Source organism: Pigmentiphaga sp. GD03639, assembly GCF_029845405.1.
Lineage (GTDB): Bacteria > Pseudomonadota > Gammaproteobacteria > Burkholderiales > Burkholderiaceae_B > Pigmentiphaga > Pigmentiphaga daeguensis.
On sequence record NZ_JAOCLR010000003.1, the window covers coordinates 191,285 to 207,768 of the forward strand.

Consider the following 16,484-nt stretch of genomic DNA (forward strand, 5'->3'; position numbering starts at 1 on the left):
GCCATGACCCAACCGCTGAGCCGGCGCCCCGCCGGCCTGGATACCCATCGCCGTACCCTGCTCGCGGCGCTTGCCGCCACGGGGCTGTTCGCCTGCCAGCCGGCGTCCGCCCAGGATGCCGCGACCGATTTCCCGACCAAGCCGATCCGGATCATCTCCCCCCACTCGGCCGGCGGGCTGGGCGATACCTTCGCCCGCTACATCGCTCAGCAACTGTCGGCGACCTTCAACCAGCCCGTGATCGTGGAAAACCGCCCCGGCGCCAGCCAGACCATCGCCGCCGAGACCGTGGCCAAGGCACCGCCCGACGGCTATACGCTGCTGATCGCCACGCAAAGCGCCATGGTGTTCAATCCCCTGCTGCGCAAGCAGCTGCCCTACGATTCGCAGCGGGACTTCACCCCCATCTCCATGCTGTTCGACACGCCCACCTACCTGGTGGTCAACAAGGCCCTGCCCATGCGCACCGTGGCCGACCTCATCGCCGCCGCCAAAGCCTCGCCCGGCAAGTACACCTATGCCTCGCTGGGCTCCGGCAGCTCGCACCATCTGCTGGCGGAAATGTTCAAGAAACAGGCCGGCGTGGACATCCTGCACGTGCCCTACAAGGGCAGCTCCAATGCCAGCACGGACCTGATCGCCGGCCAGGTCGACATGATGTTCGAAGGCGGCGCCTCGTCCCTGCCCCACGTCCGCGCCGGCAAGCTCACGGCGCTGGCCACTTCGGGTGAAAAGCGCACCGAGATCATGCCCGACCTGCCCACGATCAACGAAACGCTGCCAGGCTTCAGCGCCAACGTCTGGTTCGCCCTGTCCGGCCCCGCCGGCATGCCGGCCCCCGTCGTCGCCAAACTGAACCGCGAAGTCGTCCGTATCCTGAAGCAACCCGCCACGCACGACAAATTCGTCGACCTGGGCGTGGAACTGCTGCCCAGCACCCCCCAGGAAATGGCCGACCGCATCCGCACGGAAATCCCCGAATGGCGCGCCGTCGTCAAAGCCGCTGGCATTACTCCTGAGTAGAAACCCCCCCCTACGCGCTGACGCGCGCCCCCCAGGGGGCGGCACTGGCGGACCGGCGGAGCCGGATCCGCTGTGCCCTGGGTCTGGAGACGCTCAGGAAAGAAAAACGGCCTTGCTTGCGTGCAAGGCCGTTTTTATTTTCAACCGAACCGGATGCTAGGCAATATCGCCAGTCCCCGCCAGCCCTTTGGTACCCCAGGATGCGGTGGATCCGGCTTTGCCGGTCCACCCGCATCGCCCCCTGGGGGGCGCCCGGAGGGCGTAGGGGGGGGTCAATTCGCAGCTGGTGATTTCATGAAGCGGAAGAACTCCGAACTCGGGTCCACCACCAGCATGTCGGACTTGGAGCCGAACGAGCTGCGGTAGGCTTCCAGGCTCTTGTAGAAGCGATAGAAGTCGCGGTCCTGGCCGAAGGCCTGCGCGTAGACGGCGGAGGCCTTGGCGTCGCCCTCGCCCTTGATTTCCTGGGCCTTGCGGTAGGCTTCGGCCAGGATGACCTCGCGCTGGCGGTCGGCATCGGCACGGATCTTCTCGCCCTCGGCGGCGCCGATGGAACGCTGCTCGTTGGCCACGCGCTTGCGCTCGGCTTCCATCCGGCGATAGACCGACTCGGAGATCTCGGGCACGAAATCCACGCGCTTGAGACGCACGTCGACGATCTCGACCCCCAGGAGCTTGGCCGCCGCTTCGGTGTTGGTGCGGATCTCCTGCATGATCTTGTCACGCTCCTTGGAGGTGACGTCGTTCACGGTGCGGCGGTTGATCGAGGCATTCAGCGCATCGCGGATCAGCGCCAGCAGGCGCTCCTGCGCCGCACGCTCGTTACCGCCGAAGGTGACGTAGTAGGTGCGCGGATTGGAGATGCGCCACTTCACGAAAGCGTCGATCAGCAGGTTCTTCTTTTCCGAGGTCTGCACCCGCTCGCTGTCGGCGGAGTCGATGGTCAGGATGCGCTTGTCGAACTGCTGCACGTTCTGGAACGGCGGCGGCAGCTTGAAATACAGGCCAGGTTCGTCGATGACTTCCTTGATTTCACCCAGGGCGAAGACGACGGCATAGTTGCGTTCGTTGACGACGAACACGCACGACGACAATACGGCCACCCCCACGAGTAGACCGATTACCGCAGGAATCAAACGGTCCATGCTATTCCTTCTCGATTATCTGTTGCGGTCCCGCGAGCGCAGCGCGTCGCGTCCAGCTTCCGGCAGCACGCTGCCGGCCAGCGGCGGCGGCACGTTCACGGACGAGGAGCCGCTCGCGGCGGACGACGAGCGCGCCCCGGCCGCGGACTCGTGCGACACCTGCTGCATCAGCTTGTCCAGCGGCAGGTACAGCAGGTTGCTGCCGTTGCGCGTGTCCACCAGCACCTTCGAGGTGTTGGTGAAGACCTGCTGCATGGTCTCGAGATAGAGGCGGTCCCGCGTGACCTGCGGCGCCTTCTTGTACTCGGTCAGCACCTGGGAGAAGCGCGCGGCGTCGCCCTCGGCGCTCTCGACGATGCGCTGGCGGTAGGCCTCGGCTTCCTGGATCAGGCGCGACGCGGCGCCCGAGGCGCGGGGAACCACGTCGTTGGCATAGGCCTGGCCTTCGTTGATCTGGCGCTCGCGGTCCTGCCCGGCCTTGACCGCGTCGTCGAACGCGGCCTGCACCTGCTCGGGCGGCTGGGCGTTCTGGATCGCCACGGTGCTGACCAGGACGCCGGTACGGTACAGATCCATGATCTGCTGCATCAGCGCCGCGACTTCCGTGGCCACTTCGGTACGCCCCTCGTACAGCACGAAGTCCATCTTCTTCTTGCCGACGATCTCGCGCATGGCGGTCTCGGCGGCCTGCTTGACCGCTTCGTCGGGACCACGGTTGTTGAAGAGGTAATCGCGCGCGCCCGTTTCCTTCAACCGGTACTGGACCACGAACTGCATGTCGACGATGTTCTCGTCGTCGGTCAGCATCAGGGACTCCTGCAACACCTTGCTGCGCGAGGTATTGCGGAAGCCCACCTCGATGGTGCGCAATTGCGAGAGATTGACGGTCTCGTGGCTCTGGATGGGATACGGCAGGCGCCATTGGAAACCCGCCCGCGTGGTTTCCTTGTACTTGCCGAACTGCGTGATGACGGCGACCTGCCCTTCCTGGACGATGAAGAAGCCCGAGGCGAGCCACAGCAGGGCCACCACGACCACGACGACCAGCAGGCCGACGCCGGTACCCCGCGAGGACGGCGAAAAACGGCCACCGCCGTTGTTGCCGCCGCCGGGAGGCCCCGAGGGCTTGCGGCCGAACAGGCCGCTGAGCCTGCGGTTGAAATCGCGCCACAACTCGTCGAGATCCGGCGGTCCGCCGTTATTGTTGTCCCGTCCGTCGTTCTGTGGACGCCGGGGAGGCTCGTTGCCGGAGCCACCGCCGCTTCCGCGGCCCCAGTTCGAGTCGTTCAGATTGAATATTCGAATTATCGCAGGCAGACGCATCTTTGTAGTAAGCGAAGCGGACGGGCCGAACCCGTCGCCTAGGATCGGGCGTCGGCCGTGGGGCCGACGGACGAAGACAGCGTACGAAAGCGTGGGTCGCTACTATTATTACCTGTGACCACGGGATCTGCCTGTCCGGCCTCGACGATGGCACCCCGCAGTGCATCCAGGCCGGTACGTTCGATCGCGCTGACGAACACTCGCGAGATCGTACCATGCTCGTCGCGCTCGACTCCCGCCTCGTGGCTGCTGCGGTCGATCTTGTTGTAGACCAGGATGCGGGGAATGTCCGCCGCCCCGATCTCCTCCAGGACCTTGTCGACCTCGGCGATCTGTTCGTCGCGCTGGGGGCTGGACGCGTCCACGACATGCAGCAGCAGGTCGGCATGGACGGTTTCCTCGAGCGTGGCCTTGAACGCCGCGATGAGCGTATGCGGCAACTCGCGGATGAAGCCGACGGTGTCGGACACGACCACCGAACCGGCACCCTCGATCCAGATGCGCCGGGTGGTGGTGTCCAGGGTGGCGAAGAGCTGGTCGGCCGCATAGACGTCGGCCCGGGTCAGCGCGTTGAACAGCGTGGACTTGCCGGCGTTGGTATAGCCCACCAGCGAGACCGAGAGCGCCCCGCCCCGCGCGCGCGAACGGCGCTGGGTCTGCCGCTGTCGTTCGAGCTTGTCCAGGCGCTCGCGCAGGTACCGGACCTTGTCGCCGATCATGCGGCGGTCCATTTCCAGCTGGGATTCACCCGGGCCCCGCATGCCTATGCCGCCGCGCTGGCGTTCCAGGTGGGACCACATCCGGGTCAGGCGCGTGGCCAGGTGCTGCAACTGGGCCAGCTCGACCTGGAGCTTGCCTTCGTGGCTATGGGCGCGCAACGCGAAGATGTCCAGGATGAGTGCGACCCGGTCCACCACCCGTATCTTCAGGGCGCGTTCCAGGTTGCGCTGCTGGGCAGGCGTCAGGTTGTGGTTGAACAGGATGATCTCGGCCTGGCCGGCCGCAGCCGCCAGGGCGATTTCTTCCGCCTTGCCCGACCCCACGAAGAGCGCTGCATCAGGACGCGCCCGTCGGGCAATGATGGTGTCGACGATCTGCGCGCCGGCCCCCTTGGCCAGCATGATGAATTCGTCGGTCTGGGCCTGGAACTCGGGCTCGCCGAAGTCCACGCTGACGATCAGCGCGCGCATCAGCGGCCCGTGGTTCTGCCCGGTAGGAGTTGGATTAGTCTGCAGCGGCTTCAACCTGGAAATTGACCGGGCGCGAGGGCACGACGGTCGAAATGGCGTGTTTGTAGACCATTTGTGTCACGGTATTGCGCAGCAGGACCACGTACTGATCGAAGGATTCGATCTGGCCTTGCAGCTTGATGCCGTTGACGAGGTAAATGGAGACGGGTACGTGCTCTTTACGCAGCACGTTAAGGAAGGGGTCTTGTAGCAATTGCCCTTTATTGCTCATTAGTGGGCTCCTGGATGTGTTTTTCTTGGCGGATGCCAACTCTGTTACTGTACCGGGTTTTCCCCAGGGAAACTAGCGAATCTCAAAACTGAGAAGAAGACCGCTTTTTTCCCCAATCCCATGTGGGGACGCGGTTGCGTTCCCACAAGAGCACGTCCCGGAAGATACTCGGCTACCCCGCCTTGTCGAGATAAGGATTCCTCGAGTTTCTGAACTCGATTCTCAATGGAGTGCCTTCGAGCCGGAAAGTTTCCCGGAACCGGGTTTCGAGGAACCTGCGATACGAATCGGGGATTTCGTCCAGGGCGCTGCCATGGACCACGATCAGCGGCGGATTCTGGCCACCCTGGTGGGCGTAGCGCAGCTTGGGCCGGAAGATTCCCTTGCGCGGCGGTTGCTGCTGCTCGACCGCGGCCTGCAGCGTGCGGGTCAGCTTGGGCGTGGAAAGCTTGGCGAAGGCCGCCGCATGGGCCGACTCGATGGACTTGAGCAGCGGCCCGATGCCGGCGCCGCGCAGCGCCGATACCGTATGCATCTTGGCGAACGACAGGAAGCGCAGCTTGCGTTCGAACTCGCGCTTGATCTCGTCGCGGCGCTCGCTGTCGGCGCGGTCCCACTTGTTGATCGCCACCACCAGCGCGCGCCCGGTCTCCAGCACGAAACCGGCGATGTGGGCGTCCTGCTCGGAGATTTCCGCGCTGGCGTCCAGCATCAGCAGCACGACGTTGCTGGCCTCGATCGCCTGCAGCGTCTTGATGACGGAGAATTTCTCGATCGCCTCGAACACCTTGCCGCGCTTGCGCAGTCCGGCGGTGTCGATCAGGGTGTAGCGGCGCCCGCCCCGCTCGAACTCGATCTCGATGGCGTCGCGGGTGGTGCCCGGCTGGTCGAAGGCGATGACCCGCTCCTCGCCCAGCAGCGTATTCACGAGCGTGGACTTGCCGACGTTCGGACGCCCGACGATGGCGAGCTTGATGCGGTGGTCGATGGCGTCGACCGGCGAGAAGGCTTCCTCGTCCGTTTGCCGGGCCATTTCGGCGGCTTCGTCGTCGTCCACCTCGGGCGCCGTCTCGACCAGGCCTTGCAGCGCCTCCTCGATCATGTCCACCACGCCGTCGCCATGGGCGGACGAAATCGCGTGCGGCTCGCCCAGCCCCAGTTCGTAGAACTCGGCCGCGGCGGCGGCGCGCGACATGCCTTCCACCTTGTTGACCGCCAGCAGCACCTTGCGCCCGGAACGGCGCAGGCGCTCGGCGATCTCGCGGTCATGGCCGGTCAGGCCCACGCGTCCGTCGGTCAGGAACACGATGGCGTCGGCCTCGTCCACCGCCTGCACGGTCTGCTTGGCCATCTCGGCCATGATGCCGTTCTTGGCCACCGGCTCGAAACCACCGGTGTCCACGACGATGAAGGGATGATCCCCCACCCTGCCCTCGCCATAGTGGCGATCGCGCGTGAGCCCGGGGAAATCGGCCACGAGCGCGTCGCGCGAGCGGGTCAGCCGGTTGAACAACGTGGATTTGCCCACGTTGGGCCGTCCCACCAGGACGACCACCGGTTTGAAGACAGCGGGTTTCATCGTCGAAAAGCCTTGCTCATTGACCGACATTGATCAGGGTCAGATTACCCTTGGAAGTCTGCACCAGCACCCCGCGGTCGGTCGCCACGGGCTGGGAAAGAATGGCGCTGCCGTCGGTGGCGATGCGCGCCAGCAGGGTGCCGTCCTCGCGTTGCAGGAAATGCACGTAGCCCTGGTAGTCGCCCAGGGCGATGGCGCGGCCCACCGAGGCCGGCGCGGTCAGGCCGCGGTTCTGCAGCACGTCCTGTTTCCAAATGTTCGCGCCGCTGTCCAGGGCGAAGCCGAAGACCACGCTGCGGTCGTTCGCCGCATAGGCGAAGCGCACGTCGGCGGTCAGGCCGGTCACGCTGGAGAACTCGCGGGACCAGGTCGAATTGCCCGACCCCACGTCGAAGCAGTTGATGCGGCCCTGGTAGGTGACGGCGCACAGTTGGCGGCCCGAGATGACGGGCGCGCCGACCACGTCGGCCACGCGCTCGAGTTCGCTCGCGCCGCTGGGGTTGGCGACCGTGCCTTCCCAGCGCACCGCGCCGCTGTTCGTGGCGATGGCGATCAGCTTGCCGCCCGGCAGGCCGGTAAAGATATAGCCGCCGGAGAGCAGCATTTCGCCCGGCGCGCGCAGGGCCAGGGCCGGGCCCGGACGCTGGACGCTCCAGCGGCGCTTGCCGCTCTCGGCGTCGTATGCCTGGATGCGGTAGTCGCCGCTGCGCACCACCACCAGGCCCTCGCCCACCAGGGGCGGAATGGTGATCTCGCTGGATGCCTGGGCGCGCCATTTGATCGCGCCGGTATCGTCGAAGGCGATCACTTCGCCGCGCGGCGTCGCGACCGCCGTCACCCGGCCGTCGCTGCCCACGCCCGCGGACAAATCGGTCTTGGCCGAGGAGCGCCAGATCTCGGCACCGGTGGCCAGCGCGTATTTGCCGACCGAACCGTTGCCCGTGGCGGCGTAGACCGCGTCGCCGACGACCACGGGCACGAAGCCCACGCCGCCCTTGCTGCCCACCGACACCGACCAGCCGCTGCTGACCGGCAGCGTTGCGTTGAAGTTGGTGAGCGGAGCCGGCGGATAACGCGGCTTCTCGCTCGAGAACAGGGAACATCCGGCCAGGGCCAGCACTGCCGCCAGCGCGGCGGCGCGGCGCAGGTGGCGCCAGCCCAGGCGCTCGCCGGTAAAGCCGTTATGCAACGTCATCAAGCGCCTCCCAGGGCATCGAGTTTCAGTTGGATGGACGAGCGCAGGTCGGTCGACGCGTCGAGCTTGGCCAGCGCCTCTTCATAGGCCTTGCGCGCCTCGTCCCGCTTGCCCTGCCCGGCCAGCACGTCGCCCCGGCGGTCGGCGTACAGCGCGGCAAAGGATGCGGGCGGCTGCGGCGCCAGCACACCCAGCGCCTCGTCGTAGCTCTTCTCGTCCAGCAGCAGGCCCGCCAGCCGCAGGCGGGCCACGGCGGCCAGGGCCTCGTCGCCGCTGCGATCGGCCACCCATTGCAACTGGGCGCGGGCCGAGCGGGCGTCGCCGGCTTTTTCATAGGCATGGGCGGCCAGCAGCGCGGCGCGCGGGGCGTAGCCCGTGCCGGAATACTGTTCCAGGATGGTGCCGGCGGCATCCTTGACGCGAGTCAGGTCGCCCGCCTCGGCTGCTTTCTCCAGGGCCTCGAACTGCGCCAGGGCGTTCGCGGCCTGGTTGCGCTGGTACCACTGCCAGCCGTTCCAGGCGGCCGCGGCCAGCAGCACGATGGTCGCCACGGCAAGGATGAAGTTACCGTACTTCGCCCACCATGCCTTGAGGGATTCCAGTTGTTCCTGTTCTTCGATGTCGTAGGCCATTTATGCCCCGGTTGATGTGGTGATCGCAAGAGTAGTGGCGGGCCGGCCGGCGGCCCGTGCGGACTCCGAGAGCCGCAAGATTAACGGATTCGGCGCCGATTCGTATCCGGGCCCGCGCGCACGGCTATTCAGGGCCGCCCGCCCGGACCAGTTCCTCTACCAGGAAAGCCGGCAGCTCGGCCATGGCGACGCGGCGCTGGGCCACGCCCTCGGCCCGCAGCGCCTTGACGCTGGCCGCGCCTTCGGCCATTTCGTCCTCGCCCAGGATGACGGCGTATTCCGCCCCGCTGCCGTCGGCGCGCTTCATCTGCGACTTGAAGCTGCCGCCGCCGCAGTGCAGGACGACGTCCAGGCCCGCATCGCGCAGGTCCTCGGCCAGCCGCATCGCCGCGCGCGCCGCGGGCTCGCCCTGGTGCAACACATAGACGTCGCACTCGGGCTGCGGTTCCGCGGGCTGCGCCTGGGACCACAGGTCCAGCAGGCGCTCGACGCCGATGGCGAAGCCCACGGCCGGCGTCGGCTTGCCGCCCAGCAGCGAAACCAGGCCGTCGTAGCGGCCACCGCCGCACACCGTGCCCTGGGCGCCCAGGCGATCGGTCACCCACTCGAACACGGTCAGGTTGTAGTAGTCCAGGCCCCGCACCAGCCGGGGGTTCACCCGGTAGGCGATGCCCGCATCCTCGAGCCGCTGGCGCACGCCGTCGAAATGGGCCCGCGAGGCCTCGCCCAGGTAGTCCAGCAGGCGCGGCGCGTTGTCGGCCATCTCCTGCAAGGCCGGATTCTTGGTATCCAGGACGCGCAGCGGATTCGTGTACAGCCGGCGCTGGCCGTCCTCGTCCAGCTGGTCCTTGAACCCTTCCAGGTAGGTGATCAAGGCCTGCCGGTGCGCCAGGCGCTCCTCGGCCGAGCCCAGCGAATTGATCTCCAGCCGGATGTCCGTCAGGCCCAGGATCTTCCAGAGCCGCGCCAGCATCAGGATCAGCTCGACGTCGACGTCCGGCCCGGCAAAACCCAGGGCTTCCACGTCGATCTGGTGGAACTGGCGGTAGCGGCCGCGCTGCGGGCGTTCATGGCGGAATACCGGCCCGATCGCGAACACCCGCTGGGGCCGGTCGTAGGTCAGGTTGTGCTCGATGGTGGCGCGCACCATGCCCGCGGTGAACTCGGGACGCATCGTCAGCGACTCGCCGTTCAGCGAATCGGTGAAGCTGTACATCTCTTTCTCGACGATGTCGGTGACTTCGCCGATCCCGCGCGTGAAAAGCCGCGTCTGTTCGAGCACGGGGGTGCGCAGGTTGCGGTAGCCGTAGCTGCGCAGCCACTCGCGCACCAGCGACTCCAGCCGCTCCCACTGGCCCGAATCGGCCGGCAGGATGTCGTTCATGCCGCGGATCGCGGTCACTTTCTTGAAACTATTCATGTAGGTCCCCCCCCTACGCGCTTCGCGCGCCCCCCCGGGGGGCGGCACTGGCGGACCGGCGGAGCCGGATCCGCTGTGCCCTGGATTGCCGTCCAGGGGCTGCTAGGGGTGTAAAGGTTATCTCTTGCTGTAGCGATTCTCGACGTAGCTTTCCACCAATGCCTGGAACTCCCGGGCGATGTGTTCGCCCTTGAGCGTGACCGAGCGCTGGCCGTCGATGAAGACCGGCGCGACCGGCTGCTCGCCCGTGCCCGGCAGGCTGATGCCGATGTCCGCGAACTTGCTCTCGCCCGGGCCGTTGACCACGCAACCCATGACCGCGACGTGCAGGTTCTCGGCACCCGGGTATTTCAGGCGCCACACGGGCATCTGCGCGCGCAGGTAGCTCTGGATGTCGGCGGCCAGTTCCTGGAACACCGTGCTGCTGGTCCGGCCGCAGCCCGGACAGGCGACGACCACCGGCGCGAAGGCGCGCAGGCCCAGGCTTTGCAGGATCTCCTGGGCCACCACGACCTCGCGGGCACGGTCGCCGTTGGGCTCCGGCGTCAGCGATACGCGGATCGTATCGCCTATACCCTCCTGCAGCAGGATGCCCATCGCCGCGGTCGAGGCCACGATGCCCTTGCTGCCCATGCCCGCCTCGGTCAATCCCAGGTGCAGCGGGTAGTCGCAGCGGCGCGAGATGTCGCGGTAGACCGCGATCAGGTCCTGGGCGTTGCTGACCTTGCACGACAGGATGATGCGGTCGCCCGGCAGGCCCAGTTCCTCGGCGCGCCGGGCATTGTCGATCGCGGATACCACCAGCGCGTCGCGCATCACGGACTGGGCATCCCAGGGCCGCGCCCGGCGGCCGTTCTCGTCCATCATGCGGGCCAGCAGGTCCTGGTCCAGGCTGCCCCAGTTCACGCCTATGCGCACCGGTTTCTCGTGGCGGCAGGCCACCTCGATCATCTGCGCGAAATTGTCGTCGCGCTTCTTCCCCGCGCCCATGTTCCCGGGGTTGATGCGGTACTTGGACAGCGCCTGCGCGCACTCCGGATACTGGGTCAGCAGCTTGTGGCCGTTGTAGTGGAAATCGCCCACCAGCGGCACATCCACGCCCATGCGGTCGAGCTGCTCGCGTATCGCGGGCACCTCGCGGGCCGCCTCGGCGGTATTCACGGTGATACGCACCACCTCGGAGCCGGCCAGGGCCAGCTCCTTGACCTGGATCGCGGTGGCGATGGCGTCGGCCGTGTCCGTGTTGGTCATGGACTGCACCATGACCGGCGCATCGCCGCCGACGGCGACCGACTTGCCTTCCCAGGAGATGCGGACCTGGCGCGTGGGCCGGCGGGCCGCCGGGCCGGCGGGGAACGGCTCGGCCTCGGCGTTGGCGGTCGTGGACGGACTAGGATTCATGATGCGGCTACTGGAGGGTGAGCCGGGCGACGTTGTCCCGGCGATACGGCGCGAGGTCGACGGGCGCGCCGCGCCAGGTCAAGTCTACCCCGTTGACATTGCCGATCACGACACGATACGGGGCGCCCGCCACGTCCAGCTCATACGGTTCGCCGGCGGGAATGATCCGCGACACCGCCACGGTGCCGTCGGCGCGCCGGACTTCCACCCAGCTTGCCTGCTTCAGGGTCAGGGAAAGGCCGGGCGCCGGAGCTGGCGCCGCTGCGGCGGGGGCCGGTTCGGGCGCAGGCGTGGGTAGGGGCGCGGGTGCGACCGGAGCGGTGGACGCCGGCGCGGCCTCCGCCGGCGTGGCCGGCGCCGGTTCAGCCGTCGTGGCCAGCGGCGTTTCAGTCTGGACCGAGGTCATGCCTGCCGCGGGCGTCTCCAGGCCGGCCGTGGAAGCCTGCCCGAACGAAAGCTTGCCTTGCTGGCTGAGCGCGTAGCCCAGCAGGACCAGCGCCAGCACCGCCATCACGCCGCCCACCAGCCAAGGGGCCAGCCTCCTGCGGCTGGCGGCCACCGGCCAGGCGCGGCCCGACGAATGCGCCAGCGGGCTGGACAACGACGACGCCTGCTCGAGCGACACCGGATCGGCCACCTGCAGCTGCGGCGACAGCGCCTGCAGCAAAGGCGCCGGATCCTGGTCCAGCAGCCGTGCGTAATTGCGCACGAAGCCCCGCAGCGGCATGCCTTGCGGCAGCTCGCTCCACTGTTCGTTCTCGAGCGCGCGGATCTGGCGCACGGCGAACTTCAGGCGATCGGACACATACTCCTGCGACCAGCCACGCGCCTCGCGCAGGCGTGCCAGCTCCCGCCCTACCGACGACGAAGACGGCGAGCCGGCGGCGGGCGCCTGGCCCTCCTGCCTTCCGGCGGCACCGGTTTCGTGGGGTTCAGACATCGACGACTCCTTGTCCGGCCCTGCCGCAACGGCCGGACCGGCACCGCGGTTGCATCATTCGCGCACCTCCACGATGCGGCCGAAGCGGGTCTCGCCCGCCAGGCGTTCCTTGAGGCGGGTGCGATCCTTGACCTCGCCGGCCAACTGCCCGCAGGCCGCGTCGATGTCGTCGCCGCGCGTCTTGCGCACGGTGGTGACGATGCCGGCGTCCATCAGGCGCTGCGCGAACAGCCTGACACGGGCCGTGGGCGAGCGCTTGAGCCCGGACTGCGGGAAGGGATTGAACGGAATGAGGTTGAACTTGCACGACACCTGCCGCGCAATGTCTATCAATTGCTTGGCATGCTCGTCGCCATCGTTGATGCCGTCGAGCATGACGTATTCGAAAGTGATGAAGTCGCGCGGGGCGAACTCGAGGTAGCGCTGGCACGCCGCGATCAGCTCCCGCAGCGGATACTTGCGGTTCAGCGGCACGAGGTCGTCGCGCAACGCGTCGTTGGGCGCGTGCAGCGACACCGCCAGCGCGACCGGGCAGTCGCGCGAGAGACGGTCCATCATCGGCACCACGCCCGACGTCGACACCGTGACCCGGCGGCGCGACAACCCATAGGCATTGTCGTCCAGCATCAGGCGCAGCGCCGATACCGTGTTGTCGTAGTTGAGCAGGGGTTCGCCCATGCCCATCATGACGACGTTGCTGATGACCCGGTCGTCCTGCGTGGCCAGCGGCGCGGGCATGCCGCCCGACAGGCGCGCGCCGTCGCGGTCGGCCTCGACCGTGCGGCGCGCCAGCCACAGCTGGCCGATGATCTCGTCGACCCCCAGGTTGCGGTTGAAGCCCTGGTGGCCGGTGGAACAGAAACGGCAGGCGACGGTGCAGCCGGCCTGCGTCGATATGCACAGCGTGCCGCGGTCGTCCTCGGGAATGAAGACGGTTTCGATGGCATTGCCGTTGCCGACGTCCAGCAGCCACTTGCGCGTGCCGTCGGCCGACTTGTGGGCGGTGACGACCTCGGGCAGCCGTACCTCGCAATGCCGCGCGAGCTTTTCGCGGAAGGACTTGGCCAGATCCGACATCTGCTCGAAATCGTCCACGCCGCGCTGGTGCAGCCAGCGCTGCAACTGCTTGGCGCGGAACGGCTTGTCCCCCCATTTTTCCACCAGCGAGGCGAGCTCGGCCCCGTCCAGCCCCAGCAGGTTGATGCGCGGGGATTCGGAACGTGGAACCTCGGCCTGCGCGGCCTCGGCGAGCGGCGAGATAGTATTCATCCCGGCCTCCTGGGAAAAACGGACATCCGGGCTCAGCGGCTGTGGATGTTCAGTTCGGGGAAGAAGAAGGCGACTTCGACCTTGGCGGTCTCGACGGCGTCCGAGCCATGCACGGCGTTGGCGTCGATGCTGTCGGCGAAATCGGCGCGGATCGTGCCCTTCTCGGCCTTCTTCGGATCGGTCGCGCCCATCAGGTCGCGGTTCTTCTGGATGGCGTTCTCGCCTTCCAGCACTTGCACGAACACGGGACCGGAGACCATGAAGTCGACCAGGTCCTTGAAGAAGGGGCGCGCGGCATGCACGGCATAGAAGCGCTCGGCGTCGCTGCGCGAGAGTTGCATCATGCGCGCGGCGACGACCTTGAGGCCGGCAGCCTCGAAACGGGAAACGATCTGGCCGATGACGTTCTTGGAAACGGCGTCCGGCTTGATGATCGACAGGGTGCGCTCGATAGCCATCAAAAACTCCAATAAAAACAAATACTTTGAGGGGAACTTAAACGTTAAATTGTATCACGGCTCCTTGACAGGACCGCTACCCCCGCCCCCCTCGGACGGACCGTGCCGGTCCTACTGGAACCGGGCGGAACCCTGCGGCATACTTGGGGTCAGACACATCATGCCCTCGCGGGGCGAAACAGAGCAAAAAGACCACAAGGAGTCGCTCGACCATGAACGATCTACGCACTTCTCCCTTCAACAGGACCGGGACTGCGCCCGGCGAAGTCGCGCGCAATCGCGTATTGCGCAACACCTACTGGCTGCTCGCGCTGTCGCTGATCCCCACCGTGCTGGGCGCGGCGATCGGCGTGGGCACCGGTCTCGCCCAGGTCATGGGCGGCAGCCCCGGCCTGACCACCATGGTGTTCCTGATCGGCGCCTTCGGCCTCATGTTCGCCATCCAGAAGAACAAGGACAACGGACTGGGCGTCGCCCTGCTGCTGGCCTTCACCTTCTTCATGGGACTGATGCTGTCCCGCATGATCGGCTTCGTCATGGGCATGGCCAACGGGTCCACGCTCATCATGACCGCCTTCGGCGGCACCGCCGTGGTGTTCGGCACCATGGCCCTGCTGTCCACCACGATCAAGCGCGACCTGTCCGGCCTGGGCAAATGGCTGTTCGTCGGCGCCATCCTGATCCTCGTGGCGGCTCTGGCCAATATCTTCCTGCAACTGCCGGCGCTGATGCTGACCATCTCGGTCCTGGCCATCGGCATCTTCTCGGCCTTCATGCTGGTCGACCTGCAGCGCGTCGTCAACGGCGGCGAGACCAACTATGTCTCGGCCACCCTGGCGATCTACCTCGACATCTACAACGTCTTCGTCAACCTGCTGATGCTCCTTGGCATCTTCGGCGGAGAACGAGAGTAGAAGATCCCCCCTACGCGCTGACGCGCGCCCCCCAGGGGGCGGCACTGGCGGACCGGCGGAGCCGGATCCGCTGTGCCCTGGGTCTGGGGGCACTCAGGAAATAAAAACGGCCTTGCTTGCACACAAGGCCGTTTTCTTTTTCAACCGAACCGGATGCCAGGCAGCATCGCCAGTCCCCACCAGCCCGGTGGTACCCCAGGATGCGGTGGATCCGGCTTTGCCGGTCCACCCGCATCGCCCCCTTGAGGGGGCGCCCGAAGGGCGTGGGGGTGGGCTTCCCTTCCGGTCCGCTAGTGCCGCCCCCTGGGGGGCGCGCGTCAGCGCGTAGGGGGGGGCCTCATTCCAGCACAGCGATGGATTCCACGTGGGCGGTATGGGGGAACATGTTGACCACGCCTGCCGCCTTCAAGGTATAGCCGCCCTCGTGCACCAGGATGGCGGCGTCACGGGCCAGGGTGGCGGGGTTACAGGAGACGTAGACGATGCGCCGGGGGCGGTCGGCGCCCAGTGTCGTCAGGGCTTTGGCGACGGCCAGGGCGCCTTCGCGCGGGGGGTCGATCAGCATGCGGTCGAAGTGGCCCAGGCTGCGCAGCCACGCCTCGTCCACCTCGAACAGGTTCAGGGTCGAGAATGCCGTATGCGCGTCCACGCCATGCCGGCGGGCGGCTTCCAGCGCCCGGTCGGTCAGGGCCTGGCTGCCTTCCACGCCCACCACCTCGCGGCAGCGGGTCGCCAGCGCCAGCGTGAAATTGCCCAGGCCGCAGAACAGGTCGGCCACCCGATCCCCGGGCTGGGGGTCGAGCAGCGCGATTGCGCGCGACACCAGCACCCGGTTGATCGCGTGGTTGACCTGGGTGAAGTCGGTCGGCTTGAAGGGCATGCGCAGCCCGAACTCCGGCAGCGTGTAGGCCAGTCCGTCGATGTCCTCGGGCTCCAGCGGATGGACCGTGTCGGGGCCCTTGGGCTGTAGCCACCAATGGATGCCATGGCGCGCCGCGAATGCGCGCAGCACGGCCAGGTCCTCGTCCACCAGCGGGACCAGGTGGCGCAGCACTAGCACGACCTGGCTATCGCCCACGGCGACCTCGATCTGCGGCACGCGGTCCCGCGCGGGCATGGCCGCGACCATCTCGCGCAAGGGCACCAGCAGCGAAGCCACATGCGGATGCAGGACATGGCATTCGCGCATGTCGGCCACGTAGCTGCTCTTGCGCTCGCGAAAGCCCACCAGCACCCCGCCCTTCTTCACGACCACCCGCACCGACAGCCGCGCGCGGTAGCGGTATCCCCAGGCCGGGCCGTGGATGGGCGGCAGGACACGTTGCGGCACCAGCTTGCCGATGTGCCAGAGGGTGTCTTCCAGCACGCGTTGCTTGATCGCCACCTGCGCCGCCGGATCCACGTGCTGCATAGCACAGCCGCCGCACACGCCGAAATGCGCGCAGCGCGGCGCCACGCGCTGCGACGACGCCCGCACCACGCTCTCGACCTCGGCCAGTTCGTAGGAGGGCTTGCGCTTGGTCACCTTCAGCATCACGCGTTCGCCGGGCAGCGCGCCATCGACGAACACCACCTTGCCCTGGCGGCGCGCGATACCGCGCCCTTCCAGGTCCACCGATTCGATGGCCACGGAACCATCGTCGGATTCGACGGCAACAGCCGCCCCTTCCAGGCCGTCCGCGGCCGCGATTTCTGCTTCTTGACTCATGTTCGGAATATCAGTT

General features: G+C 67.0%; 15 protein-coding genes. 2 read left to right on the forward strand and 13 right to left on the reverse strand.

Going from position 1 to position 16,484, the window contains the following annotated elements; all coding sequences use genetic code 11:
- The first annotated feature begins 3 nt into the window (after positions 1–3).
- Complete coding sequence (locus N5K27_RS04685; protein ID WP_165962995.1) at positions 4–1,023, forward strand: tripartite tricarboxylate transporter substrate binding protein; 1,020 nt, start codon at positions 4–6, stop codon at positions 1,021–1,023.
- A gap of 272 nt (positions 1,024–1,295) precedes the next feature.
- Here the strand turns inward: N5K27_RS04685 and hflC are convergent, their stop codons facing one another.
- From hflC to ndk, 12 genes are all read right to left on the reverse strand, one after another.
- Positions 1,296–2,168, reverse strand: coding sequence for a protease modulator HflC (hflC, locus tag N5K27_RS04690; protein ID WP_087840203.1), 873 nt, complete (start codon positions 2,166–2,168; stop codon positions 1,296–1,298).
- Between the two features lie 15 nt (positions 2,169–2,183).
- Positions 2,184–3,485: an FtsH protease activity modulator HflK gene (gene hflK / locus N5K27_RS04695; protein ID WP_087840293.1), complete on the reverse strand. Its 1,302-nt coding sequence runs from the start codon at positions 3,483–3,485 to the stop codon at positions 2,184–2,186.
- Between the two features lie 44 nt (positions 3,486–3,529).
- Positions 3,530–4,681 carry a GTPase HflX gene (gene hflX, locus N5K27_RS04700; RefSeq protein WP_132978879.1) on the reverse strand — a complete coding sequence of 384 codons (1,152 nt, stop codon included), beginning with the start codon at positions 4,679–4,681 and terminating at the stop codon, positions 3,530–3,532.
- Positions 4,682–4,715: 34 nt separating this feature from the next.
- A complete protein-coding gene (hfq, locus tag N5K27_RS04705; protein WP_087780232.1) occupies positions 4,716–4,952 on the reverse strand; it encodes an RNA chaperone Hfq in 237 nt (78 codons plus the stop codon).
- A 172-nt stretch (positions 4,953–5,124) separates the two neighbouring features.
- Positions 5,125–6,531 (reverse strand): ribosome biogenesis GTPase Der, encoded by a 1,407-nt coding sequence (gene der / locus N5K27_RS04710; RefSeq protein ID WP_279814952.1) that lies wholly within the window; start codon positions 6,529–6,531, stop codon positions 5,125–5,127.
- A 16-nt stretch (positions 6,532–6,547) separates the two neighbouring features.
- On the reverse strand, positions 6,548–7,726 hold the full coding sequence (gene bamB, locus N5K27_RS04715) for an outer membrane protein assembly factor BamB (protein WP_087840206.1): 1,179 nt from the start codon (positions 7,724–7,726) through the stop codon (positions 6,548–6,550).
- A complete protein-coding gene (locus N5K27_RS04720; protein WP_087840207.1) occupies positions 7,726–8,358 on the reverse strand; it encodes a tetratricopeptide repeat protein in 633 nt (210 codons plus the stop codon). The genes bamB and N5K27_RS04720 overlap by 1 nt, the downstream gene beginning before the upstream one ends.
- A 124-nt stretch (positions 8,359–8,482) precedes the next feature.
- Positions 8,483–9,778: a histidine--tRNA ligase gene (gene hisS / locus N5K27_RS04725; protein WP_087840208.1), complete on the reverse strand. Its 1,296-nt coding sequence runs from the start codon at positions 9,776–9,778 to the stop codon at positions 8,483–8,485.
- Positions 9,779–9,895: 117 nt separating this feature from the next.
- Entirely contained in the window at positions 9,896–11,179 is a 1,284-nt protein-coding gene (gene ispG, locus N5K27_RS04730) for a flavodoxin-dependent (E)-4-hydroxy-3-methylbut-2-enyl-diphosphate synthase (protein ID WP_087840209.1), read from the reverse strand.
- A 7-nt stretch (positions 11,180–11,186) separates the two neighbouring features.
- Entirely contained in the window at positions 11,187–12,119 is a 933-nt protein-coding gene (locus tag N5K27_RS04735) for a RodZ domain-containing protein (protein ID WP_279814953.1), read from the reverse strand.
- Between the two features lie 54 nt (positions 12,120–12,173).
- Entirely contained in the window at positions 12,174–13,388 is a 1,215-nt protein-coding gene (gene rlmN / locus N5K27_RS04740; protein WP_087840211.1) for a 23S rRNA (adenine(2503)-C(2))-methyltransferase RlmN, read from the reverse strand.
- 32 nt (positions 13,389–13,420) lie between these two features.
- A complete protein-coding gene (ndk, locus tag N5K27_RS04745) occupies positions 13,421–13,846 on the reverse strand; it encodes a nucleoside-diphosphate kinase (protein ID WP_087840212.1) in 426 nt (141 codons plus the stop codon).
- 212 nt (positions 13,847–14,058) lie between these two features.
- Between ndk and N5K27_RS04750 the strand changes: the two genes are divergently transcribed.
- A complete protein-coding gene (locus N5K27_RS04750; RefSeq protein WP_087840213.1) occupies positions 14,059–14,760 on the forward strand; it encodes a Bax inhibitor-1/YccA family protein in 702 nt (233 codons plus the stop codon).
- A 337-nt stretch (positions 14,761–15,097) separates the two neighbouring features.
- On the opposite strand, the gene rlmD is transcribed toward N5K27_RS04750, so the two are convergent.
- A complete protein-coding gene (gene rlmD / locus N5K27_RS04755) occupies positions 15,098–16,468 on the reverse strand; it encodes a 23S rRNA (uracil(1939)-C(5))-methyltransferase RlmD (protein ID WP_087840214.1) in 1,371 nt (456 codons plus the stop codon).
- Between the last annotated feature and the right edge of the window lie 16 nt (positions 16,469–16,484).

What these genes read in the sequence shown, in the direction of transcription:
- hflX (WP_132978879.1), bottom strand. Translation starts at nt 4,681, where the DNA reads ATGCGCGCGCTGATCGTCAGCGTGGACTTCGGCGAGCCCGAGTTCCAG.
- rlmN (WP_087840211.1), bottom strand. Translation starts at nt 13,388, where the DNA reads ATGAATACTATCTCGCCGCTCGCCGAGGCCGCGCAGGCCGAGGTTCCA.
- N5K27_RS04735 (WP_279814953.1), bottom strand. Translation starts at nt 12,119, where the DNA reads ATGTCTGAACCCCACGAAACCGGTGCCGCCGGAAGGCAGGAGGGCCAG.
- der (WP_279814952.1), bottom strand. Translation starts at nt 6,531, where the DNA reads ATGAAACCCGCTGTCTTCAAACCGGTGGTCGTCCTGGTGGGACGGCCC.
- hfq (WP_087780232.1), bottom strand. Translation starts at nt 4,952, where the DNA reads ATGAGCAATAAAGGGCAATTGCTACAAGACCCCTTCCTTAACGTGCTG.
- N5K27_RS04750 (WP_087840213.1), top strand. Translation starts at nt 14,059, where the DNA reads ATGAACGATCTACGCACTTCTCCCTTCAACAGGACCGGGACTGCGCCC.
- bamB (WP_087840206.1), bottom strand. Translation starts at nt 7,726, where the DNA reads ATGACGTTGCATAACGGCTTTACCGGCGAGCGCCTGGGCTGGCGCCAC.
- hisS (WP_087840208.1), bottom strand. Translation starts at nt 9,778, where the DNA reads ATGAATAGTTTCAAGAAAGTGACCGCGATCCGCGGCATGAACGACATC.
- ndk (WP_087840212.1), bottom strand. Translation starts at nt 13,846, where the DNA reads ATGGCTATCGAGCGCACCCTGTCGATCATCAAGCCGGACGCCGTTTCC.
- ispG (WP_087840209.1), bottom strand. Translation starts at nt 11,179, where the DNA reads ATGAATCCTAGTCCGTCCACGACCGCCAACGCCGAGGCCGAGCCGTTC.
- N5K27_RS04685 (WP_165962995.1), top strand. Translation starts at nt 4, where the DNA reads ATGACCCAACCGCTGAGCCGGCGCCCCGCCGGCCTGGATACCCATCGC.
- N5K27_RS04720 (WP_087840207.1), bottom strand. Translation starts at nt 8,358, where the DNA reads ATGGCCTACGACATCGAAGAACAGGAACAACTGGAATCCCTCAAGGCA.
- hflC (WP_087840203.1), bottom strand. Translation starts at nt 2,168, where the DNA reads ATGGACCGTTTGATTCCTGCGGTAATCGGTCTACTCGTGGGGGTGGCC.
- rlmD (WP_087840214.1), bottom strand. Translation starts at nt 16,468, where the DNA reads ATGAGTCAAGAAGCAGAAATCGCGGCCGCGGACGGCCTGGAAGGGGCG.